Below are 22,864 nucleotides of genomic sequence, written 5' to 3' on the forward strand. Positions count from 1 at the left end.
GACGACACCACCGGCATCTTCATCGACCACGACCGGTGGGCGGTGTGGAACATCCTGCACGTGGCGAACGGCGGCCCGGCGCACCCGACCCGCCGGCGGTGGCGAAGTTCCACGTCCACCCGGGCGGTGGCCACCACCACGACGCGGCCTGACCGGCGTCGGCTAGGAGGCCGCGGCCGGGTGGATCGCCACGGTCGCGGCCTTCACCGACAGCGTCACCACCGAGCCGAGCTCCAGGGCGAGCTCGGCGACGGCGGCCGGGGTGAGGTCGGCGGTGAGGCCGTGCGCCCAGCCGTCGCCCTCGGCCCGGACGCGGATCACCGGCCCGTGCGGTTCCAGGGCCGCGACGACGGCGCCGGTCGTGTTGCGCGGGCTGCCGCGGTGCTCGCCGTCGCGGGCGTAGACGGCGACGGCGTTCGGCGGGAACACCGCCACCGCGGGCTCCCCCGGCACCACGTCGGCCGCCGGGAGCCCGCTGACGACCTCGCCCGACACCGTCCGCAGCCCTTCGGCGACCGCGGTGCCGGCGACGAGGTTGAGGCCGGCGATCCGCGCGGTGAACGCCGTCCGCGGCGCCGAAAGGACTTCGCGGGTCGGGCCGCGTTCGACGATCCGGCCGTCGTTCAGCACCGCGACGTGGTCGGCGAGCGCGAGCGCGTCCAGCGGGTCGTGCGTGACGAGCACGGTCGTCGGCCCGGTCTTGAGCACCCGCCGCAGCAGGCCGCGGATCGCCGGTGCGGCATCGACGTCGAGGGCGGCGAAGGGCTCGTCGAGCAGCAGGAGATCCGGTTCGGCGGCCAGCGCCCTGGCGATCGCGACGCGCTGGGCCTGGCCACCCGACAGCTGCCCGGGCCGCCGGTCGGCCAGCGGCACGGCGTCGACCTCGGCCAGCCAGTAGTACGCGCGCTCCCGGGCGGCGCGGCGGCCGGCGCCGGTCGAGCGCGGCGAGAACGCCACGTTGTCCACTGCGGACAGGTGCGGGAAGAGCAGCGCGTCCTGGGAGAGCAGCCCGATCCCGCGGCGGTGCGGCGGCACGCCGGCCAGCGCGCGCCCGGCCACCGTGATCTCCGCCGACGCCGGCGTGATCAGCCCGACGAGACAGCCCAGGACCGTCGACTTGCCGGAGCCGTTCGGGCCGAGCAGCGCCAGCACGTGCCCGGCGGGCACGTCGAAGCCGACGTCCAGGTCGAACGAGCCGCGCACGGCGGTGATCCGGGCGGCGAGGCTCACCGGAGACCGCCTTCCCACGAGCGCGGCCGCGCGACGGCGATGACCACGACCGCCACGACGATCAGCAGCAGCGAGAGCGCGACGGCGCTGTCGATGTCCACCTCGGCCTGGGTGTAGACCTCCAGCGGCAGCGTGCGGGTGACGTCTTCGAGGCTGCCGGCGAAGGTGATCGTGGCGCCGAACTCGCCGAGCGCGCGGGCGAAGCTGAGGACGACGCCGGAGCCGAGCGCGGGCAGCAGCAGCGGCAGCGTGACCCGGCGGAACACCGTCCACGGGCGCGCGCCGAGCGTCGCGGCGACCTGCTCGTAGCGGTCGCCGGAGCCGCGCAGCGCGCCTTCGAGGCTGACGACCAGGAACGGCATCGCGACGAACGTCTGCGCGATGACCACGGCGGCGGTGGTGAACGGCACGGACTCCCCGGTCAGCGTGGTGATCAGCATGCCGAGGAAGCCCTTGCGGCCGAGCAGGTAGAGCAGAGCGAGACCGCCGACGACCGGCGGCAGGACCAGCGGCAGCAGCACGATCGAGCGCAGCAGCCGGATCCCGTGGAAGCGAGCCCGCGCGAGCACGACGGCCAGCGGCACCCCGAGCAGCACGCAGGCCAGCGTCGACAGCCCCGCTGTGAGCAGCGACAGCCGCAGCGCGTGCCACGACGACGGCGTGACGATCAGCGACGGCAGCCGCGTCAGGTTCGAGCGCACCAGCAGCCCGGCGACCGGGAGGACGACGAGGGCCAGCGCGAGCGCCGCCGGTATCCCCAGCACCCACGGGACGCGCGAGTGGCCGGCCGGGACGTCGCCCCGCCGGCCACCCGCCGAACGCCTACTGCGCAGGACCGAACCCGGCCTTCGTCAGCTCGTTCTTGCCCTGGGTGCCGAGCACGAACTCCTCGAACTGGTGGGCCAGGTCGGCCTGGCCGCCCTTGACCGCGGCGATCGGGTAGCTGTTGATCGCCTGGGCCGCCTCGGCGAGATCGACCTTGTCGACCTTGCCCGCGGCCGAGGTCGTGTCGGTGACGTAGACCAGGCCGGCGTCGGCGTCACCGGAGGCGACCTTGTTCAGCACCTGCTTGACGTCCTGCTCTTCGCTCTTCGGCTTGAGCGTGACGCCGGTGGCCGTCTCGATCTTCTTCGCCGCCGCACCGCACGGCACCTGCGGGGCGCAGGTGATCACGGTGAGGCCGGCCTTGTTCAGGTCGGCGAAGGACCTGATGTTCTTGGGGTTGCCGGGCGCGACGGCGATGGCGAGCTTGTTGGTCGCGAAGACCGCCGGCTGGCCGTCGATCACGCCGCCCTGGACGGCTTTGTCCATGTTGGCCTGGTCGGCCGAGGCGAAGACGTCGGCCTTGGCGCCGTTGGTCAGCTGCTGGACCAGGCCGGACGAGCCCGCGAAGCTGAACTTCACGGTGGTGCCGGCGTGCTGGGCCTCGAACGCCTTGCCGAGCGCGGTGAACGACTCGGTGAGCGAAGCGGCGGCGAACACGGTCAGCGTGCCGCCACCGGCCTTCCCGGCCCCCTTGGGCGCGGGCGCGGTGACCGACCCGCCGGGCTGCGTGCTGGGCTCGTCCGAGCTGCTGCACGCGCCCGCGAACAGGGCAACGGCCGCCACGACGAGAGCGAGCTTCTTCATCTACTTCCTTCCGGTGTCTCCACCACAACCGTGGTCGCTTTGACCACCGCGACCGCGAGCACGCCGGGGCGCAGGCCCAGCTCGCGGACGGCTTCCGTACTCATCAGGGACACCACGCGGTGCGCCCCGCACTGCAGTTCCACCTGAGCCATCACCTTGTCGGTGATCACCTCGGTGACCAGCCCCACGAACCTATTGCGGGCGGACCGGCCGACCGCGGACGGGTCGTCGGGCGCGGTGGCCTGCGCCCGGGCGAACCCGGCGAGCTGGGCGCCGTCGACGACCTTGCGGCCGGCGGCGTCGTCGGTGGCGGTCAGCTGCCCCGCACGCACCCACCTCCGGACGGTGTCGTCGCTGACGCCGAGCAGGCGCGCGGCCTCGGACAACCGAAATTGCGGCATGCCGCAGACATTATCTCCGCAGTTGAGGAAAAGCTACGCGGGGCGCGAATTGCCCATGACTTCGGCACGCAGCTCTTCGAGCATGACATTCTGATAACGCTCGATTACTTTTCGCTCCGCCGGGGAGAACTGCGCGAGCAGCTCGCGGAGGGTGTCGAAGGCCGACTCGAAGAGCGGCGCGAAGCGTTCGGCCACCCCCGGCACCACCTCGACGAGGACCTTGCGCCGGTCCTCGGGATCGCGCACGCGGCGGACCAGCCCGACCTTCTCGAGCCGGTCGATGACGCCGGTGACCGCACCGGTGGACAGGCCGGTCAGCCCGGCGATCCGGCCGGCGGTGAGTGGCCCGCCGGACTGGATGACCAGGTCGAAGGTCTTGTGGTCGGTACCGGACAGGCCCATCCGCTCGGCGATCCTGGCGTGGCGCAGGACGGTGAACGTGCTGCTTTGGCGGCCCAATTCCGCGAAGCGGAAGAGTTCCTCTTCGGTGACCGGGTAAGTCTTTTCCGTCACGGGCCCTCGTTAGTTCGTCTACTGAACCACTCACTGCGCAAAGTATCCTAACGGGCCGTTGCGGAGCTACTCTGTGCGTAATGACTGCAGTGGATCTCGGGTTTCCTCGCGTCCCCGGTACACGAGGATCTTCTCGCGTGCCCCGGCCCGAGAACCCCCATCTCATCGACACCTTCGGCCGGGTGGCCACCGATCTGCGGGTTTCCCTGACGGATCGGTGCAACCTGCGCTGCACCTACTGCATGCCCGCGGAGGGCCTCGACTGGATGCCGGGCGAGCAAGTGCTGACCGACGACGAGCTGCTCCGGCTGATGCGGATCGCCGTCGAAATGCTCGGCGTCACCGACATCCGGCTCACCGGCGGCGAACCGCTGCTGCGGCCGGGCCTCGAGGACCTCGTCGCGCAGATCACGGCGTTGTCGCCCCGGCCGCGGTTGTCCATGACCACGAACGGGATCGGGCTGGCCCGGCGGGCCGCGGGCCTCGCCGAGGCCGGGCTGAACCGGATCAACGTCTCGCTCGACACCGTCGACCCCGAGCTGTTCAAGACGATCACCCGGCGCGACCGGCTCTCCCACGTGATCGCGGGTCTGGCCGCGGCGCGGGACGCCGGGATGGCGCCGGTGAAGGTCAACGCCGTGCTGATCCGCGGGCTCAACGAGACCGAAGCCGTGCCGCTGCTGAAGTTCTGCCTCGACGAGGGCTACCACCTGCGGTTCATCGAGCAGATGCCGCTGGACGCCCAGCACGGCTGGAACCGCGGCGAGATGATCACCGCGGCCGAGATCCTCGAGAAGCTGGGCACCGCGTTCACCTTGACGCCGTTCCCCGCCGAGCGGGGTGGCGCGCCGGCCGAGCGCTGGCTGGTCGACGGCGGGCCCGGCGACGTCGGCGTGATCGCGTCGGTGACCCGGCCGTTCTGCTCGGCCTGCGAGCGGACGCGGCTGACCGCCGACGGCGCGGTGCGCTCCTGCCTGTTCAGCAACGACGAGACGGATCTGCGGTCCCTCGTGCGCGCGGGCGCGCGCGATGAGGAGGTCGCGGACGCCTGGCGGGCCACCATGTGGGGCAAGCTCGCCGGCCACGAGATCAACGACGCCGGGTTCGCGCAGCCGATCCGGCCGATGAGCGCGATCGGCGGTTGAGGTGGCGACGGTGACCATCGTGGTGCGGTACTTCGCGGCAGCGCGGGCCGCGGCCGGTGTGGAAGAGGAGAAGGTGCAGCTGGCGGCCGGAGCGTCGGTCGCCGACGCGGTGGCCGAGCTGGCCCGCCTGCACCCGGCCGGCCTGCCGCGCCTGCTGGAGGCGGTCAGCTACCTCCTGGACGGCATCGCGGTCCGCGACCTCACCCGCCCCCTGCGCGACGGCGCGGAGCTGGACGTCCTCCCGCCCTTCGCCGGCGGCTGACCACCCCGTCCCCGCACGTACCCCAGCGGACGACACGCGTACCCCGCCGGACGACACGCGTATCTGAGCGGACGACACGGCACTGGTGCCACACCACGGCGTGTCGTCCACGCAGGTACGGGTGTCGTCCATCCAAGTACGGGTGTCGTCCATGCAGGTACGCGTGTCGGCCCGTGGGGTACGTGGGCCGGGGTGGGTGGCTTGCGCCGAAGCTTGTAAGCGGGTGGTCCGTTTGGCGGAGGGGTGGGGAGTTCGCCCTTCCGGTAAATCGGCGACCGCTCGGGTACGGCGGCCTACCGCTCGCCGACGGGCGGTTCGGGCCTCGGCGTGGCGTGTCACTGAATCCGGGTGTTCGCGAGAGGGTGGTCGCGACCGGCCACCACGCCTTCCGGTGACCCGTTTCGCCTGGTCCGTCGCCCTGCGTCGGCATCGGTGCCCGGGCCAGGCGGTCAGCGACGCTCCGACCGGGTCGGGAAACCCCTCGAACAGGTGGGACTGTTGTGACTCCTGGGGTCCGTGAGGCAGGATTGTCAAGTCTGGCGCCGCACCCCCGGGGCTCTTAAGATGCGCGCTTCAATCGCGATCCCGAGGGCACGAACGGCCCATTCGCGACGTGAAACACGTGATGCAAGCCTCACGATCCGTGTTTTATCTCGGGGAGGAAACGGCCAGATAACGGCCCGCTGACCTGCACAAACAGGCATATCGACCAGGGTTGCGTGCTGTTACTGTGACGTAGGTCACGCCCCGAATAATTTCCGATCACGGCCATCGTTACGTACCGTCGCTTTTCGGTTGGCCCCGACCAACCAGCACGACCGGGAATCCGTAGCGCCTAGCCCTGTCCGACGGATCCCCGGACCCATACCCCGAGCGAAAGCATTTCCGGACAGGGACGAGGGGACGACGAAGACGCGCCGTGCGTCGGACTCGCCTGCCGGCCTGAGATGGCCGGCGCCAGGACCCCGATCCTGACCCTCACACCGGTTCGTAGGCGCTGGGAAACCGAGAAGCATCCAAATGTCTTACCGAGGCAAGCACCGCAAGATGTCCGCTGCCACCCGCACCGTCGCTCGCGTCGCCATCGCGGGCATTGCGGTCGGCGCTCCCCTCGCGATCGCCGCGACCCCCGCGTCGGCGACCAACTGGGACGCCATCGCGCAGTGCGAGAGCAGCGGCAACTGGAACACCAACACCGGCAACGGCTACTACGGCGGCCTGCAGTTCACGCAGAGCACCTGGAAGGCCTACGGCGGCTCCGGCAGCGCGGCGAACGCTTCCCGCGACGAGCAGATCGCCGTGGCCGAGCGCGTCCTGCAGGGTCAGGGCATCGGTGCGTGGCCGGTCTGTGGCAAGAAGGGCGGCGGCGGTTCGTCGGCCCCCAAGGCCAGCAGCCCCACCACCAAGAAGGTGACCCCGAAGAAGAGCACGACCGCGCCCGCCCCGAAGAAGGCGGCGGCGGCTCCGGCCCCGGCCGCCCCCGTGGCGACCGGCGTGAGCAGCTCCAACCCGGCCGGTGACTACACCGTCGTGGCGGGTGACACCCTGTCCAAGATCGCGCAGAAGTTCAACGTCCAGGGCGGCTACCAGAAGCTGCAGGACCTGAACGCGAAGTACATCCCGAACGCGGACCTGATCCTCGTCGGGCAGAAGATCGCCACCAAGTGACGATCTCGCAGTGATGCGCGGGTCCGGCTTCGAGCCGTGACCTGAAGGGCTCCCACCGCCGATCCCCTGGGCGGTGGGAGCCCTTCACGCGTTCCGCGGCGCCGGAAAACTGTCGGCCCTCCCCGGTAAGCTGGTTACCGGGGGCCGGAGGCCAAGCCAGCGACCCCACAGCGCGTCAGCGCGCACGGGGCAGGTGCCCAGCCCCTCAGCGCGCGCGGATCCGCTCCGCCGCCGCCAGCTGCATCCGCTCGCCCTTCCGCAGCACCTCGATGACCAGCTCCAGCTGCTCCGGCGCGTATTCCGCCAGCAGCGCCCGCCCGGCCCGCTCGATCGGGCTCAGCTTGGCCTCCGTGGCCAGCTGGCCCGCCGTCACCGTTCCCGCCGCCGCCACCAGGCCGATGATGCGCAAGTCCGTGCGGTTCACGCCGAAGGCCGCCGCGGCCGCCTCGTCCACCACGTCGTTCGCCGTGCCGACCAGCCGTCCGGCCCTGCCCCGCCGGCTCCGCCCCGCCAACCGCCTCGTGCGCCTCCTGACGCGCCTGGGGCTGCGGTTGGCTCCGTGCACGTCCTGACCGTCCCAGGCCGCCGTTCGGGCGCGCTACGGCCCACTCCGGTCTCCCCGCTCACCGTCGACGGCGAGCGGTACGTCATCGCCGGCCTGCCCGACGGCGACTGGGCGCGCAACGTCCGCGCCGCCGTCCGTGGGCGAGCTCGCCCACGGACGCAAAAGCAGGCCGTGACGCTGACCGAGGTCACCGACCCCCGGAGTGCGCGAGCGGGTCATGCGCGCCTTCCGGCGCGAGGTGCCGCACGGCGTGCCCATGTTCGTCCGGCTGGGCCTGGTCACCGGCCCCGGCCCGGAGGAGTCGGCCGCTCAGCGGGTCGCGGCGTTCCGGATCACGGCGAGTTGACCCACTCGTCCGTGCCGTCGGCGAAGTGCTGGTGCTTCCAGACCGGCAGCCGCGCCTTGACCTCGTCCACGAGCTCCGAGCACGCCGAGAACGCCTGACCGCGGTGCTCGGCCGCCACGGCGCACGCCAGGGCGACGTCGCCGATCGTGAGCGCCCCCAGCCGGTGGCTCACGGCGACCGCTCGGACGCCGGTCCAGCGCGTCGACAGGTCCGCGACGACGTCCGCGATCACCTGGCCCGCGCTCGGGTGGCCCTCGTACGTCAGGTCGCGGACGCCCTTGCCGCCGTCGTGGTCGCGGACCACCCCCGCGAAGGTCACCACCGCGCCCGCCGCGTCGTCCTCGACCAGGCGGGCGTGCTCCTCGACCGACAGCGTCTCCTCGGTCACCAGCGCCCGCGCGACCCGCACCGAGGGCGCGGCGGCGGCGGGACGCGGGTGGTCGCCACCGGCCAGCTGGTCGACGGCGTGCTCCAGGATGCCGTCAAGGACGCCCAGGCCGTCCTTGACGCCGCCGCCGGAGCCGGGGAGGTTCACGACCAGGGTGCGCCCCGCCACGCCCGCCACACCGCGCGAGAGCACCGCCGTGGGCACCTTCGGCAGGCCGGCGGCGCGGATCGCGTCCGCGACACCCGGCAGCTCGTGGTCCAGCAGCGCGCGGGTGACGTCGGGGGTGCGGTCGGTCGGCGAGATGCCGGTGCCGCCCGTGGTGAGGACCACGGCGACGCCGTCGGCCAGCGCGCCCCGCAGCGCGACGCCGACCGGGTCGCCGTCCTCGACGACGACCGGCGACGGCACGTCGTAGCCGCGGCCGGCCAGCCAGGCGGCGATCACCGGGCCGGTCTTGTCCTCGTAGACGCCCTTCGCGGCGCGGTTGGACGCCACGATCACGCGCGCGGTGCGCTTCACGGCCGCTCCCAGGTTCCGGTCTTGCCGCCGTCCTTGCGGAGCAGGCGGACCTCGTCCAGCGTCGCCGCCGGGTCGACGGCCTTGATCATGTCGTGCAGCGTCAGCCCGGCCACGGCCACCGCGGTCAGCGCCTCCATCTCGACCCCGGTGACGTCGGTGGTCTTCGCCGTCGCGCGGATGCCGACCTCGGCCTCGCCGAGGGTGAACTCGACCTTGACCCCGGACAGCGCGATCTGGTGGCACAGCGGGATCAGCTCGGGCACCCGCTTGGCGCCCATGATCCCGGCGATGCGCGCGGTGGCGAGGGCATCGCCCTTGGGGAGGCCGTCGGTGGCCAGCAGCCGGAGCACCTCGGCGGTGGTCCGCACGGTCCCGGCGGCGAGCGCGGTGCGCGCGGTGGCGGTCTTGCCGGAGACGTCGACCATCCGCGCGGCACCGGTCGCGTCGACGTGGCTGAGTTCACTCACCAGGCGAGGCTACTTCCGTCATCGGCGGACGACGCCGCGGCCGGGGCTCAGCGCTCCGCGAGGACGGCCTTCCGCACCGCCTCGGCGACCGCCGGCGCGACAGCGCTGTCGAACACGCTCGGCACGATGAACGACGCGTTCAGCTTCCCGTTGTCCACCACGTCCGCGATCGCGTCGGCCGCCGCCAGCAGCATCGAGTCGTCGATGTTGTGGGCGTTCGCGTCCAGCAAGCCGCGGAACACGCCCGGGAACGCCAGGACGTTGTTGATCTGGTTCGGGAAGTCGCTGCGGCCCGTGGCGACGACCGCCGCGTGCTTCTGGGCGTCCATCGGGTCGATCTCCGGGTCCGGGTTGGCCAGGGCGAAGACCACCGCGTCCTTGTTCATCGTCGCCACCTGCTCGGCGCCGAACAGGTTGGGTGCCGACACCCCGATGAACACGTCGGCCCCGTTGAGCGCCTCGTGCAGGGTGCCGCTGACCTGCTCCTTGTTCGTGTGCGACGCGATCCACGCCAGGTTGTCGTCGAGGTTGCCGCGCGCGGAGTGCACGATGCCGTCGATGTCCGCCGCGACGATGTCGCCCGGGTTCTTGTGCAGCAGCAGGCGGATGATCGCCGAGCCGGCCGCGCCGACGCCGCTGATCACGATCTTGCAGTCCTCGATGCTCTTGCCCACCACGCGCAGGGCGTTGCGCAGCGCCGCGACCACCACGATCGCCGTGCCGTGCTGGTCGTCGTGGAAGACCGGGATGTCCAGCTGCTCGCGCAGGCGCTTCTCGATCTCGAAGCAGCGCGGGGCGGCGATGTCCTCGAGGTTGATGCCCGCGTACACCGGGGCCAGCGCCTTCGCGATCATGATGATCTCTTCGGTGTCCTGGGTGTCCAGGCAGACCGGCCACGCGTCGACGTCGGCGAACTTCTTGAACAGCGCCGCCTTGCCCTCCATCACCGGCAGCGCGGCGGCCGGGCCGATGTTGCCGAGGCCGAGCACCGCGGAACCGTCGGTGAGCACCGCGACCGTGTTGCGCTTGATGGTCAGCCGGCGCGCGTCCTCGGGGTTGGCGGCGATCGCCTGGCAGACGCGGGCCACCCCCGGGGTGTAGGCGCGCGAGAGGTCGTCACGGTTGCGGAGCGCGACCTTGGGGGTGACCTCGATCTTGCCGCCGAGGTGGATCAGGAACGTCCGGTCGGAGACCTTGCGGACCTTGACGCCGGGCAGCGAGTCGAGCGTCTGGGTGATGTCGTTCGCGTGGTTCTCCGACAGCGCGTTGGCGCTGATGTCGACCACGATCGAGTCGGAGTGGGACTCGACGACGTCGAACGCGGTCAGCACCCCACCGACGCGACCGACGGCGGCGGTCAGGTCACCGGCCGCGGTGACCGAGGCCGGGGCCTCCACCCGGACGGTGATCGAATATCCGGGACCGGGAACCGGCATGGCACTACCCCCGTGTGGGAAAGGTGGGCTGGGACGGGAGGAAACCTACTCCCGTGATCGCCCTCACGAGGGGCCGATACCGGTACTGACCAGTAACAATCGGCCGTGCGGTCAGCGGTTGATCTCGGTCTCCGGGTGCACGTACGGCACCGTGTCGAGGGGGAAGGTGACGTCGCCGAACGGCGAGAGCGCGCCCTGGCGGTCGGCCGCGAGCTCGGTCACCGGGTGCTCGCCGTCCTCGCCCGGCCAGGTCGGGTCGATGCCCTTGTGCTTCTTCTCACCCTTGGCCACAACGTCCTCCCACCACCGGTCTTCGGCTGACGCAGACAGTCTGCCTGAGCCCGCGCGGCCGGTCACAACCGCCCGGTACCCTGGTCCTCTATGCCCGCGACCTCTTTGGCGGACTGGCTGCGTGCGGAGTCCGACGACGCACTCGCAGAGCTGCTCCGCACGCGGCGCGACCTGTCCACGCCACCGCCCTCCGACAGCACGGTGCTGGCCACCCGGGCCGGAACACCGGGCTCGGTCGCGCGCGCCTGCGAGGACCTCGACACCTTCACCCTGGCCGTGCTCGAAGCGTGCCTGCTCGCCGGGGCGGACCGCGACCCGGTGCCGGTCGAAGACGTCGCGAAGCTCATCGGCGCCGACGTCGCCGAGCCGCTGGCCCGCCTGCGCGCCCGGGCGCTGATCTGGGGCTCGGACGACGCCCTGCGCGTGCCGCCGGCGGCCAGGGAGGCCCTCGGGCCGTTCCCCGCCGGGCTGGGCTCGTCCTCGCCGTCGCTGGCCGGCGAGGACCTCGACGCGCGGCTCGCCGAGCTGCCCGACGACGAGCGCGGCGTGCTGACCGCCCTCGCCGCCGGGCCGCCCATCGGCCGCACCCGCGACGCCGGGCTGGACCTCTCGCTCGAGAAGGCCGAGACGCCGGTGCAAAAACTGCTCGCCCGCGGCCTGCTGCTGCGGCGTGACGACCAGACCGTCGAGCTGCCGCGCGAGCTCGGCATCGCGGTGCGCGGCGGGGCGTTCGCGCCCGGCACGCTCACCGAGCCCGAGCTGCCGGTCCACCCGCACCAGCCGTCCACTTTGGACGCCGCGGCGGCCGGCGAGGCGATGGAGTTCCTGCGCCACACCGAAGCCCTGCTGCGCGCGTGGTCGGCGGCCCCGCCGCCGGTGCTCAAGTCGGGCGGCCTCGGCGTCCGGGAGCTGAAGAAGCTCGCCAAGGACCTGGAGATCGACGACACCCAGGCCATCCTGCTGGCCGAGCTGGCCGTCGGCGCCGGGCTCGTCGCCGACAGCGAGGCGAGCGTGCCCGAGTGGGTGCCGACGACGCTGACCGACTCGTGGTTCGCGTCGCCGACCGCGCAGCGGTGGATGACGCTCGCCCAGGCGTGGCTGGAGCTGCCGCGCCTGCCGGGGATGGCCGGCGGGCGCGACGCCAAGGACAAGCCGATCGCGCCGCTGTCGGAGGACCTGCGCCGCCCGCTGGCCCCGGTGGTCCGCCGGCGGATCCTCTCCGCACTGGCCGACCTGCCGCGCGGCGCGGGGGTGAAGAGCGTCGACGAGCTCGTCGCCGTGCTGGCCTGGCGAGCCCCTCGCCGGGGCGGGCGGCTGCGGGACGAGACCGTCCGCTGGACGATGGCCGAAGCGAGCGCGCTGGGGATCGTCGGGCTCGGCGGCGTCACGACGGCGACGCGGGCGCTGCTCGCCGACGACCGGCCGCGCGCGGTCGAGGCGATCATGGACGCGCTGCCCGCGCCGGTGGACCGCGTGCTGCTGCAGGCCGACCTGACGGTCGTCGCGCCGGGCCCCCTGGAGCCGGAGCTGGCCGCCGAGATGGCCGCGGTCGCCGACGTCGAGTCGGCGGGGCACGCGACGGTCTACCGGATCACCGAGGGCTCGGTGCGGCGCGCGCTGGACACCGGCCGCACGGCCGACGAGCTGCACGCGCTGTTCAAGTCGAAGTCGGCGACGCCGGTGCCGCAGGGGCTGAGCTACCTGATCGACGACGTCGCCCGGCGGCACGGGCGGCTGCGCGGCGGCGTCGCGGCGTCGTTCCTTCGGTGCGACGACGAAGCGCTGCTGGCCGAGGTGCTGGCCCACCCGGTCGCGGCGGAGCACGCACTGCGGCTCATCGCGCCGACGGTCGTGATCAGCCCGGATCCGCTGCACGAGGTCCTCGCCGCGCTGCGCGGCGCCGGGTTCGCCCCGGCGGCGGAGGGCCCGGACGGCCGGGTGGTCGACATCCGGCCCGGCGGCCGCCGGCTGCCGGCGAAGGCGCGGGCGGCGCGGCGCAGCCCGGGTGAGCAGGCGGTGCTGACGGAGGACCAGGCGGCCCGGATCGTCTCCAACCTCCGCGCCGGCGACGCCGCTTCGGCCCGCCGCCGCGGCTCCGCGGTGCGGGCGCCGGTCGGCGGCGGCGCGGACACGTCGGCGACGCTGGAACTGCTGTCCCGGGCAACGCTGGAGCGCCGCGAGGTGTGGATCGGGTTCGTGGACTCCCGGGGCACGGCGAGCCAGCGCGTGGTCCGGCCGGTGCGCGTCGGCGGCGGGGTGCTCGAAGGCGAGAACAACGAGCGCTACTCCCTGCACCGCATCACGTCCGCGGCGCTGGTCGAGGACTGACACCGGATCCGGTGAAATCCGGCCGCACCGCTTCGGGCCGGGGGTAAGCGTGGTGCATGAAGCGGGGAACACGCGTGACCGCGCTGGCCGCGGCAACGGTGCTGGGCGGAGCCGGGACCGCGGCGGCGGCGGCGCCCGTCCACGCCGAGTACACCGTCACCGGGAGCACCCACATCGCGAAGCCGGACGCCGACCTCGAGCTCGGGCCGGGGCAGTTCGCCGTGGACCTCGGGCCGGGCACCTACTCCGGCACGATCACGCTGCCGCCGGTCGAGGTCACCCGGTCGGTGCCAGGCGTGGGCCGGGTCGGCGGAACCGTCACGTTCGGCCCCGGCCACGCCGAGGGCTCGGTGTCCGGCGGCTTCTCCGGCTCGGCGACCTGGCCGGTGAGGCTCTCCGACGTCCGCGTCAACGGGGTGCCGTTCGACGTCGGCCCGGAATGCGGCACGGCCGAGCCGGTGACGACCGGATGGACCTCGGGCGAGTTCGCCGCGGGCCGGGGCGGCCGGCTCGAATCGACCTACGCGATCGGCGCCTTCGAGAACTGCGGTGCGGCGACGCCGCTCATCAACGGGTTCGTGCCGGGTGACGGCAACACCCTGACCCTCGACCTCACCCCGGCTTAGAGGGCGCGCAGGCCGGCCAGGACGCGTTCCATGAACTCGCGGGACGACCGGTCACCGAGGATCAGCTCGGTCTGGTGGATCAGCACCAGGCCGATGTCGGCCATGTCGCCGACCAGCACCTTCACCACGCCCAGGGGCAGCCGCAGGTGCGCGGCGATCTCCGCCACGGACCGGGTGTCCAGGCACAGGTCGCAGATCCGGCGGTGCTCGACCGAGCGGACCCCGCGGTAGCGGCGCCCGTCGTCGGACGTCGAGACCAGCGCCTCCAGCGCCAGGTTGTGGTCGGACCGCGTGCGCCCGCCCGTGCGGGTGTACGGGCGGACCCGCGAACCCGGCGAAGCGACGGGCACCGGGCTCGCCACCCGGGCCGGCTCGTTCCAGGCCGGGTCCTCCCACGGTTCCGGGTGCGGGATCCAGCGGGTCTCCGGGTCCGGCGGGGGCGTCCAGTCGGCGGGCGGCGGCGGGGTCCACGCGGGTGGAGGTGCCGCCTGCCGCGAAACGGGTGCGGGCGGGGCCGCCGGGTGCGCGGGCCGCGCCACCGGGGCGGGCGGCCGCGGCGCGGGCGGGCGCGGTGCGGGCGGACGCGGGGCAGGCGGGTGGACCGGCGGCCGCGGCGGAGCGGGCGAGCGCGCACCCCGCGGCGGGGTCCACGCCGGCTCCAGCGGCGGGGGTTCCGGCTCGAACCGGTCCCCGTCCTGCCACTCCGGCTCGACGGGGTCGTAGCCGTCCTCGGCTACTACCGGCGAGTGCGTGCTCTGGTAGCCGAAGGGATCCGGGCGGCCGTGGTCATCGCCGCCGGACTCCGGCGAGCGGCCCTGGTAACCCGCGGATTCCGGACGGCCGTAGTCAACGCTGCCGAACTCCGCCGAACGCTCGCCCTGGTAACCGAGGGGATCCGGGCGGCCGTGGTCATCGCCGAACTCCGGCGAGCGCGGGCCCTGATAACCCACCGGATCCGGACGGGCGTGATCGTCGCCACCGGGCTCCGGCAAGCGGCGGCGACCCTGGTAGCCGCCGAACGCCGGGCGGGCGGGCTCGTCGCCGGTCTCCGGTGCGTACTCGCCCTGATAACCCGTGGACTCGCGGCGGTCGTAACCGCCGCCGGTGTACTCCGCTGAGCGCCGACCAGGGAGGGCCCTCGGCTCCGGGCGGGCGGGCTCGTCGGCGACGTACTCGCGCGACCGCGAAGCCGAGCGCCTGGCCCGGCGGCCCGTCGGCTCGTCGTCATCGTCGCCGGTGAAGTCCGGCGAAGGAGCCTCGTAATCGTCGTCGTCGGACGATGAGCCCCACTCGCGGGTGTCCTCGTCGGTGTAACCCTGCGGGTCCGGCTGGGGGCGGGCCGGCTTGCGCTTGGGCATGATCATCGACAGCGTCGACATGTCGAACTTGCTGGGCGAATCGAAACCCTCGCGCTCGGTGCCGCGGTGCAGTGCGTCCCAGCCGCTGGAGTCCGGATCGTCGAATCCCGAAATCCTCATCTCGCCCTACCCACGCACGCCGCCCTGGAGCTGTGCGCGCAGTTCGGGGGTGATCTGCTGGCCGACCCGCTCGACGAGCAGGGTCATCTCGTAGGCGACCGTGCCGATGTCGCACGTCGGCGCGGCCAGCACCGCCAGCGACGAACCGTCCGAAACGGACATCAAGAACAAGTAGCCGCGCTCCATCTCCACCACGGTCTGGTTGACACCGCCCGCTTCGAAGCAGCGCGCGGCGCCCGCCGTCAGGCTGATCAACCCGGACGCCACCGCCGACAACTGCTCGGCACGTTCCTGGGGCAGCCCCTCCGACGGTGCCAGCAGCAACCCGTCCGCGGACACCAGAACGGCGTGCGCGGCACCGGGTACCCGGCGGACGAAGTCCGTGATGAGCCAGCCGAACGTGCCCTGGCCGGAAGCCGTCACTCCTGCTCCTCCTTGCTCGTGCGGCGTCGCCCGCCGCACCCCGGAGCGCCCGGCACGGCCGGTCGGCGACGCCACGGTAAAGCGTATTCGCACCGCCGGTGCTGTCGAGTCCGCCTCCGGCCGGCCGCTGCGCACCCTACGTGTGCACCCGGCCGGGTTCCGCCGCAGCCCGGCTCGCCTCCCCCATCCGGGGGAGGCCCCACGGCGTGGCCCGCGGCTCGCACCCGGGGGCCGTCCGCCCAGGTCAACCCGGGTACGACCAGCCCGCACGGGTACCACCGTCGCCGGCACCACCGGACCGCCCCGGCCGGCTACTCCTCCGGACGGTGACAGCACTCCCCGAAGTGGGTGAAGCACGCGGAGTTCACTCCAACGGCCGCATCCGGATCGGGGCGTCATGGGCTATCCCGCGCGCAGCGCCGAATCGTGCGCGATCGCGTGCTGGACGACCGAGATCAGCACCTGCTTCGCGGACTCGCGCTCCCGCGCGTCGCACGCCATGATCGGGACCGACGGCGCGATGGTGAGCGCGTGCCGGACGTCCTCGATCTGGTGGTGCAGCAGCCGGTCGAAGCAGTTGATGGCCACGACGTAGGGCAGCTTCCGGTTCTCGAAGAAGTCGATCGACGGGAACGCGTCGGCCAGCCGCCGCGTGTCGACCAGCACGACCGCGCCGATGGCCCCGACCGCGAGGTCGTCCCACATGAACCAGAACCGGTGCTGACCCGGGGTACCGAACACGTACAGCACCAGGTCCGAGTCCAGCGAGATGCGCCCGAAGTCCATCGCCACGGTGGTGGTCGTCTTGTTCGGCGTGGCCGTGGTGTCGTCGTGCCCGACGCTGGCCTCGGTCATCATGGCCTCGGTGGTCAACGGGTCGATCTCCGAGATCGCCCCGACCATGGTCGTCTTCCCCGAACCGAACCCGCCGGCGACCACGATCTTGGCCGACGAGGTCGGACCCGTCACCTGCGGCGCGTTCGCGTCGGAGTCAAATTCTCCGAAGCCCACTGAGCACCCTTTCCATGAACTCGATACTCGGGCGGTCGCCCACGGTCGGGCTGCTGGAGTGCACCAGCACCAGCCCGAGGCCCGCCACGTCACCAATCAACACCCGCACCACGCCGAGCGGCAGGCGCAGCAGCGCCGCCACCTCGGCCACCGACCTGGTGTCGAGGCACAGGTCACAGATCGACCGGTGCTCGGGCACCCGGACCCGGTCGAGCATCCGGCCCTGTTCGCTGGTCGAGATCAACGCCTCGATGGCCAGGTCGAGCGTCGCCTTCGTCCGGCCCCGGGTCCGGAAGTACGGCCGGACCAGGCCCGACGTCTCCATCTCCGTCTGCGGCGGCTCGTCGACGTACTCCTGGTGGGCTTGCCGCGGCAGGGCCGCGGCAAGCTCCCCGGAGTCCGGTCCCGACGAGAAGTCCCGCTCGGCGCTGTACGCGGCGAACTCGTGCGCGTCGTACAGCGGCCCGCTCGAACCGCCGAACAGCTCCGCGCCCGGACCGCCGAGGAGGCGGTCGCGGTACTCGGTGCCCCCGGCGATCGGCCGGAGCGGCTCCTGACCGGCGTTGCTGTCGGTCAGCCAGTTCGGCGGCTCTCGCACGGGGTCGCTGTCGGAGGCCTGCACCCGCCGCGCGCGCCACTCGCGGTCGACGCGGTCCCGGAACGACTGCCAGTCCTCCCGGCCGTCGTCCGATTGATCGGACCACCCGCCGGAGAAGTCGTCACCGAGCCGCCCTTCACCCCTCAAGCGCCCGTCGTCCACGGCTCTCTCCTCGGTTCCCAGGTCCTCAGCGGCGGACAGCCGAACCCTGCAGTTGCGCCCGCATCTCCGGAGTCAGCTGCTGGCCGACCCGCTCCACCAGCAGGGTCATCTCGTAGACGACCAAGCCGATGTCACTCTCCGGCGAACCCAGCACCGCCAGACACGAACCGTCGGAAACCGACATGAGGAAGAGGAACCCGTTGGCCATCTCGACCACGGTCTGCGCCACCGTGCCGCCCTCGAACACCTTGGCCGCACCGCGCGCGAGGCTGGTCAGCCCCGACGCCACCGCGGCCAGCTGGTCCGCCCGGTCCTTCGGCAGACCTCGCGAGGCCGCCAGGAGCAGGCCGTCGGCCGACACCACGACCGCGTGGGCCGCGCCGGGCACCCGGTGCACGAAATCCGTGATCAGCCAAGCGAAGCTGCCGGCATTGTTCGCCTTGGCATGCGCTTGGCCGTTCGGCTGCGCGGAGCCACCCGGCTGCATTGCACCCGCCCGTGTCACTTTCACTCCTCACTGCTGTCTGTGGTGTTGCCACGCCCCGGAACCCTGCTGCCTTGCAGCTGTTCTTCGGCCGGGAGTTCCTTCAAGGCGTGCCGTCCCGAGGTGTAGCCCCGTTGGAAGCTTGCCATCCGGCTCCGCGCCGCGGACGCCGAGCGGGTGATCGCACCCGTTCCGGGCATCCCCGCGGTGTTGTCCGCGAAGCTGTTCTGCGGCGGCGCGTCGGCCGAAGGACTGCTGATCGACCCCGGCACCAGGTAGGCGTTCGGGACGCGCTTGGGCAGCCCGGCCGGGGTGATCTCCTCGTTCTTGGACTCCAGCAGCGACTGCGCCGCTTGCCAGCCGTCGTCGGAGGCACTGTGCCAGCCGTCGTCGGCCGGGAGGAGCGGGTGCCGGGTCGCCGCGGTCGGCTGGAGCTCGTCGCGGGACGGCTCGGCCGGCGCGGGCGGCGGCGGGGCCGGCTGCTCGTCGATGTCGGTACCGGTGAGCGGCGGCAGGTTGGGGTCTTCGCCGTCGCTCTGCGGCGGCACCGGGTCGGCTGCCGCGTCGTCACCTTCACTGAACCAGCGTGACAGCACCGACTGGTAGATCGGCAACCGCCGGGTGGGTACATCGTCTTCGAGCGCCGACGAACCGACCTCGTTCACGGGCGGCGGCGGGGCCGGCGGCTCCTCCGGCGGCACGAACTTCGGCTCGCGCTTGGGCAGCACCAGCGGCGCGAACTGCGTGTCGGCGGCCCGCGAGCTGGCCCCGTCGCCGTTCGAGGAAGGCGCCAGCGGCGCCAGGTCCTCGGCGGTCGGCCAGGCCGGCGTCTCGGGCTTCGGCAGCTCCGGCGACAGGAACGGGCCCGCCGCGCGGCCGCCGCTGACCAGGTCGTCCAGGCTGATCGGCTGGTCGAGCGGCACGAGGCCGCCCTGGTTCGGCACCGGTTCGTGCACCGGGGGTGGCGGTGCCGAAGGCGGCGGTGGCGTCTGCGCGAACGACTGCGTCTGGTCGAAGTCCGAACGCGCGGCCGGGATCGGGATGCTCGGCATCGACATCGACGTCTCGGACCGGTTCGCCGGCGGCGGCGTCTGCCGCTGCATGCCCGGGCGGAGCTGGGTCAGCAGCTCGGCCGGGACGACGACCCGGGCGATCACGCCACCCTCGATGTCCTCGTTCTCGCGCAGCCGGACCTCGATGCCGTGGCGCTTGGCCAGCCGCGAAACCACGTACAGACCCATGCGCCGGGTCACCGACACGTCCAGGTCCGGCGGGTCGGCCAGGCGCGCGTTGACCTCGGCCAGCCGCTCCTCGCTCATGCCGACACCGTGGTCGGTGACCTGGATGGCCAGCGCCTTGCGCCGGGTCACCACGGCCCGCACGATGACCTTCGTCTCCGGCTCGGAGAAGTAGGTCGCGTTGTCGAGCAGCTCGGCGAGCACGTGCACGAGGTCGTGGATCGCCAGGCCTTGGACCGCGACGTCGGGCACGATGCCGACCTCGATCCGGGCGTACTGCTCGATCTCCGACACCGCGGCGCCGATGACGTCGGCGGCGGGCACCGGCTTGGGCACCGACTTGGCCAGGCCGGCGCCGGAGAGCACCAGCAGGGACTCACCGTTGCGCCGCAGCCGCGTCGCGAGGTGGTCGAGCTCGAACAGGCTGGCCAAGTGGTCCGGGTCCTGCTCGTCGGCCTCGAGCCGGTCGATGACGCCGAGCTGCCGTTCCACCAGCCGCTGCGACCGGCGGGAGAGGTTCACGAAGATGCCGTTGACGTTCTCGCGCAGGAGGGCCTGCTCGGCGGCCATCTTGACGGCCTGTTCGTGGACGATGTCGAACGACCGCGCGACCTCGCCGATCTCGTCGCGGGTGTTGACGGGCACCGGCTGGACGGCTCGCTTCGAGGCGCCGACGGGGTCCGGGTCGTCGAGGATTCCCTGCACGGTCTCGGGCAGCCGGGTGTAGGCGATGTCCAGCGCGCTCTTCCGCAGCACCCGCAGCGGGCGCAGCATCAGGCGGGCGACGAGGAGCATCAGCGCGACCGCGAGCATCAGCGCGGCGAGCACCACGGCACCGCCGATCCACGCCGAGTTGACCGCCTGCGTGGCGAGGTCGTCGGCACGGGTCTTCAGCTGGGCCAGCAGGTTCGACTCGACCGCGTGCAGCTTGTCGGCCGACACGGTGCTGTCCTTGCTGAGCGCGGTGGTGTCGATGTTCGGCGGATCGCCCAGCTGGGCGAAGGAGAACGCCGAGGTCTGGATCCGCCGCCGGTCGTCGACCTCCGGGCCGGAGTACGTGTCGTTGTAGAGCTGGCGCTGGTCGTCGTCGGCGTTCGCGAGGAAGGACGCGACGGAGGCGTCCGCGCTGGACGCCGACGCGCGCGTCTGGTCCAGCAGGTCGCCGGGGAAGTTGCCGCGGAACGCGGCGATCTGCAGCTCGGCGTCGGAGCGGGTGGTGAACTCCTTGGCCTCGCTGATCGCCTGCGTGCTCGTGCCCAGGCGCAGCACGTCCCGGTCGGTGACCGCGGTGGTCACCTCGCGGCCGAGCTCGATGAGCGAGTCGATGACGCCCGAGTAGGCGGTGAGCACCGTGATGTCGGGCAGGCTGTTGGACGTGTTGAACGCCGCCCGCAGCGGGCGCAGGGCGTCGAGGCGCTGCAGACCGCGGGTGTAGCGGTCCTTGGTCGCCTGGTCGTCGTAGTTGAGGGTGAACGCCGCACCGCGCAGGTCCTGGACCTCGCGGTCCACCTTGGCGATCTGCGAGTCGAGCCCGGTCTGCAGCAGCTGGTTCTGCGAGGAGATCCGCGCGACGGACAGCGAGCGCTCGTTCTGCAGCTCGTGCACCACTGTGGTGACCTTGACGGCGAACGCCACCTGGTCGGCGGTGCGCTGGAACTCGGCCGCCTGGCGGGCGTCGTCGATCACGCGCACCGCACCCAGTGCGAGCGCGGTCAGGGTCGGGATGATCAGGACCGCGGCCAGCTTGGACCGCAGCCGCCAGTCACGCATGCCGGAGAACAGCCCGGCCTTCCGGCCCGGATCCGCTCCGGGCGACTGCGCGGGGGCCCCTCCCACCCCCGCGGCGTCTTCGTTCGGCACCGCCGCTCCACCATCATCGTTCGTGCTCGGGAAACCCTGGTCGGTCCAGCGCCCGCCAGGGCGCATCGCGTTCTCCTCAGCCACTCGTCTGCACGCTCCCGGGGTTCCGGCGCTCCGGCCCATCGGAAGGAGCCCAGCGCAAGACGCTACCCGTACGGGTGAAAAGATCGTCTCCAGTGTCGCAACTGGGGGTTCCTGAACCCCGTCCAGCCGGACGGAATCGGTTCAGCTCGAGCATCACGGTCGGGTCCCTGCGCTGGTCCTGCATCGGTCTGTTGGTCGGCCTAACCCACCGGCGCGGCGGTTGTGCCCGGCCAGGCAGTGGTCTTTGCGGGGAAGATTCTCTCAGGAAAAGCACAGTGTGTGCTGGTAGACCGAAGTGGGACTTCTTGATCGGCCATCCAGGCACTCTCTCTCACTACATCGGAGGTTGATACCTCCCCGCAGGTGCAGAGGGTAGCGAACGGCCGGGGAAGATGTAACCCTCCCGACAGGACCCGCTCAATCTTGCACAGCGTTCGCTCAGTCGACGCACAGCAGCCGTCGCGAATTCAAGAACCTCACCCTACGCTGGGTGAACAGCTACGGCGAGTGGAGCAGCGGGTCTAGACCAGAGGCCGAAAGAGTGACGTGCGCCACTCGGTCAGGTAGTGATTCCACCCATTGTGAGCGAGCTGTCACGTTCTCTACAGTGGCCCGCGTGACTTCCGAGAATGAGTCACGCACTTCCACCGGAATCGGTTCCCGAACCGTCACTTTCTTCAAGGAGCAGGCCTTGCTTGGAAACGCCATGAGCAGTGGCCGGGTTCGCACTCGCCGCGCCGCGCTCGGGCTCGCCCTCACCGTCGCAGCCGCCACGGCCCTCACCGGCTGCAGTGCGCTCGGCTCGGACAGCTCGAACGCCTCGTCGAACGGGGGCGGCCTGGAGAAGTCGAAGATCAAGGTCTCGATCATGCCGACCACGGACCTCGGTCCCTTCTGGCTGGCCATGGACGGCGGCTACTTCAAGTCCGAGGGCCTCGAGGTCGAGCAGGTCGTCGCCAAGAGCGGCCAGGAGTCGATGCAGAAGGCGATCGCCGGCGAGGTCGACATCGCCCTCTCGACGTACACGCCGTTCTTCATCGCCAAGAGCAAGGACACGGACATCCAGCTGGTCGCCGACGGCACGTCGGTGAACGCGAAGAGCAACGCCATCGTCACGGTGCCGAACTCGCCGGTGAAGACGGTCAACGACCTCAAGGGCCGCCGGATCGCGATCACGGCCAAGAACACCGCGTCCGACATCCTCACCAAGTCCGTCATGAAGGACCACGGCGTCGACTTCACCGGGGTCCAGTGGACCCTGGTCACGCTGCCGAACATGGCGGCGGCGCTGAAGAACAACGAGGTGGACGCGGCCTACATGCCGGAGCCGATGCTCACGCAGGCGGCGAAGACCGTCGGCGCGACGCCGGTCATCGACATCAACACCGGCGCCAGCCAGGACTTCCCGCTGACCGGCTACGGCTCGATGACGAAGTGGGTGCAGGGCAACCCGAAGACCCTCGCGGCCTTCCAGCGGGCGATGAAGAAGGCCACCAGCGACGCGATCAACGACCGCTCGAAGGTCGAACCGCTGCTGGTCAAGTACGCGAAGATCGACGAGGACACGGCCAAGCTGCTCACCCTGCCCGGCTACGGCTCCGTCCTGGACGCCCGGCGCCTGCAGCGGGTGCCCGACCTGCTGCTGCAGATGGGGGTCATCACCAGCAAGGTCGACGCCGCGCCGATGATCGCCCCGCAGGCGACCAGCTGAC

General features: G+C 72.0%; 23 protein-coding genes and 1 pseudogene. 8 read left to right on the forward strand and 16 right to left on the reverse strand.

Annotated elements, in window-relative coordinates; all coding sequences use genetic code 11:
- Positions 1-162: 162 nt before the first annotated feature.
- The 5 genes from ISP_RS43950 to ISP_RS43970 are packed head-to-tail and all read right to left on the reverse strand — an operon-like array spanning position 163 to position 3,773.
- Positions 163-1,230, reverse strand: a complete 1,068-nt coding sequence (locus ISP_RS43950) for a sulfate/molybdate ABC transporter ATP-binding protein (protein WP_013230238.1) — start codon at positions 1,228-1,230, stop codon at positions 163-165.
- Positions 1,227-1,994 carry an ABC transporter permease gene (locus ISP_RS43955; protein ID WP_013230239.1) on the reverse strand — a complete coding sequence of 256 codons (768 nt, stop codon included), beginning with the start codon at positions 1,992-1,994 and terminating at the stop codon, positions 1,227-1,229. The genes ISP_RS43950 and ISP_RS43955 overlap by 4 nt, the downstream gene beginning before the upstream one ends.
- Before the next feature lie 58 nt (positions 1,995-2,052).
- Positions 2,053-2,859 (reverse strand): molybdate ABC transporter substrate-binding protein, encoded by an 807-nt coding sequence (modA, locus tag ISP_RS43960; protein WP_013230240.1) that lies wholly within the window; start codon positions 2,857-2,859, stop codon positions 2,053-2,055.
- Positions 2,856-3,260, reverse strand: a complete 405-nt coding sequence (locus ISP_RS43965; RefSeq protein WP_014467790.1) for a TOBE domain-containing protein — start codon at positions 3,258-3,260, stop codon at positions 2,856-2,858. Before ISP_RS43965 ends, modA begins: the two co-directional genes overlap by 4 nt.
- A gap of 33 nt (positions 3,261-3,293) precedes the next feature.
- A complete protein-coding gene (locus tag ISP_RS43970) occupies positions 3,294-3,773 on the reverse strand; it encodes a MarR family winged helix-turn-helix transcriptional regulator (RefSeq protein ID WP_013230242.1) in 480 nt (159 codons plus the stop codon).
- Positions 3,774-3,910: 137 nt separating this feature from the next.
- On the opposite strand from ISP_RS43970, the gene moaA reads away from it, so the two are divergent.
- From moaA to ISP_RS43985, 3 genes are all read left to right on the forward strand, one after another.
- Positions 3,911-4,918, forward strand: a complete 1,008-nt coding sequence (gene moaA, locus ISP_RS43975) for a GTP 3',8-cyclase MoaA (protein ID WP_013230243.1) — start codon at positions 3,911-3,913, stop codon at positions 4,916-4,918.
- A 10-nt stretch (positions 4,919-4,928) separates the two neighbouring features.
- A complete protein-coding gene (locus ISP_RS43980) occupies positions 4,929-5,180 on the forward strand; it encodes a MoaD/ThiS family protein (RefSeq protein WP_013230244.1) in 252 nt (83 codons plus the stop codon).
- A gap of 1,020 nt (positions 5,181-6,200) precedes the next feature.
- Positions 6,201-6,848, forward strand: coding sequence for a transglycosylase family protein (locus tag ISP_RS43985; RefSeq protein ID WP_013230245.1), 648 nt, complete (start codon positions 6,201-6,203; stop codon positions 6,846-6,848).
- Between the two features lie 205 nt (positions 6,849-7,053).
- Here the strand turns inward: ISP_RS43985 and ISP_RS43990 are convergent, their stop codons facing one another.
- Positions 7,054-7,362 (reverse strand): hypothetical protein, encoded by a 309-nt coding sequence (locus tag ISP_RS43990; RefSeq protein WP_013230246.1) that lies wholly within the window; start codon positions 7,360-7,362, stop codon positions 7,054-7,056.
- 45 nt (positions 7,363-7,407) lie between these two features.
- Here ISP_RS43990 and ISP_RS48465 point away from each other — a divergent pair.
- Positions 7,408-7,611 (forward strand): annotated as a pseudogene (locus ISP_RS48465) (nitroreductase/quinone reductase family protein); the annotation flags it as partial.
- A 19-nt stretch (positions 7,612-7,630) separates the two neighbouring features.
- Entirely contained in the window at positions 7,631-7,759 is a 129-nt protein-coding gene (locus ISP_RS43995) for a hypothetical protein (protein WP_014467791.1), read from the forward strand.
- Here the strand turns inward: ISP_RS43995 and ISP_RS44000 are convergent.
- The 4 genes from ISP_RS44000 to ISP_RS44015 all read right to left on the reverse strand — a co-directional run bounded on the left by ISP_RS44000 (position 7,746) and on the right by ISP_RS44015 (position 10,860).
- Positions 7,746-8,666, reverse strand: coding sequence for a molybdenum cofactor biosynthesis protein MoaE (locus ISP_RS44000; protein WP_013230247.1), 921 nt, complete (start codon positions 8,664-8,666; stop codon positions 7,746-7,748). The genes ISP_RS43995 and ISP_RS44000 overlap by 14 nt on opposite strands.
- Positions 8,663-9,133 (reverse strand): cyclic pyranopterin monophosphate synthase MoaC, encoded by a 471-nt coding sequence (gene moaC, locus ISP_RS44005; RefSeq protein WP_013230248.1) that lies wholly within the window; start codon positions 9,131-9,133, stop codon positions 8,663-8,665. Before moaC ends, ISP_RS44000 begins: the two co-directional genes overlap by 4 nt.
- A gap of 47 nt (positions 9,134-9,180) precedes the next feature.
- On the reverse strand, positions 9,181-10,569 hold the full coding sequence (locus ISP_RS44010; protein ID WP_013230249.1) for an NAD-dependent malic enzyme: 1,389 nt from the start codon (positions 10,567-10,569) through the stop codon (positions 9,181-9,183).
- Positions 10,570-10,680: 111 nt separating this feature from the next.
- Positions 10,681-10,860: a hypothetical protein gene (locus ISP_RS44015; protein WP_013230250.1), complete on the reverse strand. Its 180-nt coding sequence runs from the start codon at positions 10,858-10,860 to the stop codon at positions 10,681-10,683.
- A gap of 90 nt (positions 10,861-10,950) precedes the next feature.
- Between ISP_RS44015 and ISP_RS44020 the strand changes: the two genes are divergently transcribed.
- Together ISP_RS44020 and ISP_RS44025 are read left to right on the forward strand one after the other, a co-directional pair.
- Positions 10,951-13,188, forward strand: a complete 2,238-nt coding sequence (locus tag ISP_RS44020) for a helicase-associated domain-containing protein (protein ID WP_013230251.1) — start codon at positions 10,951-10,953, stop codon at positions 13,186-13,188.
- Between the two features lie 56 nt (positions 13,189-13,244).
- Positions 13,245-13,814 carry a hypothetical protein gene (locus tag ISP_RS44025; protein ID WP_230468625.1) on the forward strand — a complete coding sequence of 190 codons (570 nt, stop codon included), beginning with the start codon at positions 13,245-13,247 and terminating at the stop codon, positions 13,812-13,814.
- On the opposite strand, the gene ISP_RS48470 is transcribed toward ISP_RS44025, so the two are convergent.
- The 6 genes from ISP_RS48470 to ISP_RS44055 form a co-directional block, all read right to left on the reverse strand.
- Positions 13,811-15,292 carry a DUF742 domain-containing protein gene (locus ISP_RS48470; protein ID WP_013230253.1) on the reverse strand — a complete coding sequence of 494 codons (1,482 nt, stop codon included), beginning with the start codon at positions 15,290-15,292 and terminating at the stop codon, positions 13,811-13,813. The two genes, ISP_RS44025 and ISP_RS48470, sit on opposite strands and share 4 nt — an antisense overlap.
- A 6-nt stretch (positions 15,293-15,298) precedes the next feature.
- Positions 15,299-15,715 carry a roadblock/LC7 domain-containing protein gene (locus ISP_RS44035; protein WP_003085368.1) on the reverse strand — a complete coding sequence of 139 codons (417 nt, stop codon included), beginning with the start codon at positions 15,713-15,715 and terminating at the stop codon, positions 15,299-15,301.
- Between the two features lie 402 nt (positions 15,716-16,117).
- On the reverse strand, positions 16,118-16,726 hold the full coding sequence (locus ISP_RS44040; RefSeq protein WP_013230254.1) for a GTP-binding protein: 609 nt from the start codon (positions 16,724-16,726) through the stop codon (positions 16,118-16,120).
- Entirely contained in the window at positions 16,707-17,486 is a 780-nt protein-coding gene (locus ISP_RS44045; protein WP_013230255.1) for a DUF742 domain-containing protein, read from the reverse strand. Before ISP_RS44045 ends, ISP_RS44040 begins: the two co-directional genes overlap by 20 nt.
- A 25-nt stretch (positions 17,487-17,511) precedes the next feature.
- The gene (locus ISP_RS44050; RefSeq protein ID WP_013230256.1) at positions 17,512-17,973 is read right to left on the reverse strand and encodes a roadblock/LC7 domain-containing protein; all 462 of its coding nucleotides are present in this window, start codon (positions 17,971-17,973) and stop codon (positions 17,512-17,514) included.
- Between the two features lie 20 nt (positions 17,974-17,993).
- Positions 17,994-21,134 carry a sensor histidine kinase gene (locus ISP_RS44055; RefSeq protein ID WP_013230257.1) on the reverse strand — a complete coding sequence of 1,047 codons (3,141 nt, stop codon included), beginning with the start codon at positions 21,132-21,134 and terminating at the stop codon, positions 17,994-17,996.
- A 724-nt stretch (positions 21,135-21,858) separates the two neighbouring features.
- Here ISP_RS44055 and ISP_RS44060 point away from each other — a divergent pair.
- A complete protein-coding gene (locus tag ISP_RS44060; protein ID WP_014467792.1) occupies positions 21,859-22,863 on the forward strand; it encodes an ABC transporter substrate-binding protein in 1,005 nt (334 codons plus the stop codon).
- Position 22,864 lies beyond the last annotated feature (1 nt).

Origin of the sequence: Amycolatopsis mediterranei (assembly GCF_026017845.1) — a bacterium.
Lineage (GTDB): Bacteria > Actinomycetota > Actinomycetes > Mycobacteriales > Pseudonocardiaceae > Amycolatopsis > Amycolatopsis mediterranei.